The sequence below is a fragment of the Clostridia bacterium genome (genome assembly GCA_014360065.1).
Classification (GTDB): domain Bacteria; phylum Bacillota; class DSM-521; order Neomoorellales; family JACIYF01; genus JACIYF01.
In genome coordinates this window covers 1-2,001 of the sequence record JACIYF010000227.1, presented here as the reverse complement: position 1 = coordinate 2,001, position 2,001 = coordinate 1, and the positions used below count along the sequence as shown (strand labels likewise).

The 2,001-nt window shown below is 54.7% G+C and carries 1 protein-coding gene; it reads right to left on the bottom strand.

The annotated features are described in order from the left end of the window. A partial coding sequence (locus tag H5U02_15325) for a sigma-54-dependent Fis family transcriptional regulator (protein ID MBC7343790.1) occupies window positions 1-1,802 on the bottom strand: 1,802 nt, incomplete at its 3' end. Window positions 1,803-2,001: the final 199 nt, after the last annotated feature.

Genomic DNA, 2,001 nt, shown 5'->3' with positions numbered 1-2,001 from the left:
ACTGCCGGGGACCGGGAGTAGTTGCGAATCTCTTCCGGCAGGTAGGCCAGGTCGATGGAACCATCCCCAGCTATACTAACTATCCTCTCTACCACGTTCTCAAGCTGTCGGACATTGCCGGGCCAATAGTATCGTTGTAAGCAATCTATCACCTCGGGATCAACTGGTTTAGGCTCAACCCCCAGCTCTCTCGAGGTCCGTTCGAGGAAATATTTGAACAGCAACGGGATATCCTCCGCTCGTTGGCGCAAAGGAGGTATGTTAATAGTAATTACGTTTACCCGGTAGTATAGGTCATCCCGGAAGTTCCCCTGCTCCACCTCTTCCAGCAAGTCCTTATTGGTGGCGCAGATGATCCGGACATCCACAGGGATCGCTTTTCCACCGCCTAGGCGGGTAACCTTCTTCTCCTGGAGCACCCGCAGGAGGGCTACCTGCTGCTCCCGGGGCATATCCCCGATTTCATCCAGGAAAAGGGTGCCGCCAGAGGCCAGTTCAAACTTGCCCGGCCGGCCTCCGCGTTTAGCGCCGGTAAAGGCTCCCTCTTCGTAACCGAACAGCTCGCTGGCTAGCAGTTCCCCGGGAATGGCCCCACAGTTCACCGCCACAAAGGGGCCTTTGCGGCGAGAGCTACAGTTATGAATGGCTTGGGCAAAAAGCTCCTTGCCGGTGCCGCTTTCCCCTTGCAAGAGTACGTTGCAATTGGTGGCGGCCGCCATGGAAGCCAACCGAACGGTCTCCTGAATCTCCTGGCTGTTTCCGATGATATCCTCGAAACGAAAAGCAGCCTGGCTGCCGCTAAAACGGTTGACCAGCTTTTGCACCCTCTCAATCGGGCGCAGGAGGATCAGCCCGCTGCTCAACACACCCTGGTCGTCCAAGACCGGGCTAGCAGAGGCGCGGCAATGGACCAGGCCCTTGCTCGTCTCTACCATGACCTCCAGGTCATGGCAAGCTTCGTGCCTATCGAGGAGCTGATCGATAAACCACTTTTGATTCCCGAAGATGCTCCTAACCGAGCTTCCCACCAGCTCCCGGCTTCTTTTGCCCATGATCTGTTCGGCTACAGGATTCAGTTGAGTGATTACCCCATGCTCATCAAAGGCCACTACCCCATCGGACATGGTCTCGATTATGCTAACTAGGCGCTGGTTGGCCAAAGCTAATTCCCGGTTTTTCTGACGAGTCAGCATCTGCTCCCTAATAGCTTCACTAGCGGCTACTACCATGCCGAGGGTATGGGGATGGATTTGCGTGGAGGGGCCAGATAGGTCCAGCACTCCGATCAACCGGCCAGCCGGATCGAAAATAGGAGCGGCCGAGCAGGTCCAGGCATGATGCTTACGGCAATAATGCTCCGATCCGTCCACCCGCAGCGGCCGCTTGAGTACCAACCCGGTGCCGATGGCGTTGGTCCCCACGCTTAGCTCGGTCCAGCTTGCTCCTGGAATGAAATTCAGGTCTCGGGCCGCCTTGCGTAAGGTATCCTTATCACCAAATATGTCCAGCACATAACCGTGCTCATCGCAGAGTACTACAATGTAACCAGAACCTTTGAAAAACTCATATAGGTAGGTCATGAAGGGCCTAGCGATATTGATTAAACCACGGTGTTCCTCGCGCAAATCCTGCAGTTGGTCGGATCCCAAAATGTGGTCACAGCAACCATTGTCAGGATTGACTCGGCTTTGCAGGCACCTCTGCCAAGAGCCGGCCACCTGAGAGCGAACCCCAGCTGGAACCAGCTCCCCACCACTAACAAACTTCTCCCAGGTCTTAGTGATACTAGCATCAGCCGGCACGCTTCCCCCTCCTTAACAACCATGGTCTCTTGTGAACAAAAGAACAACCGGTTCCAACTCTACAGTTTACAGCCTTCAGGGTGCTAGCTTAAGGCCCCTAGCCCAAGATACCTAACCTGGGTTATCGTAGGTTTAGCTACATACCGCCTGGCAGTAAACCAAGAATCTTTTGGCTAAAACCGCTTTGACAATTCTCCAA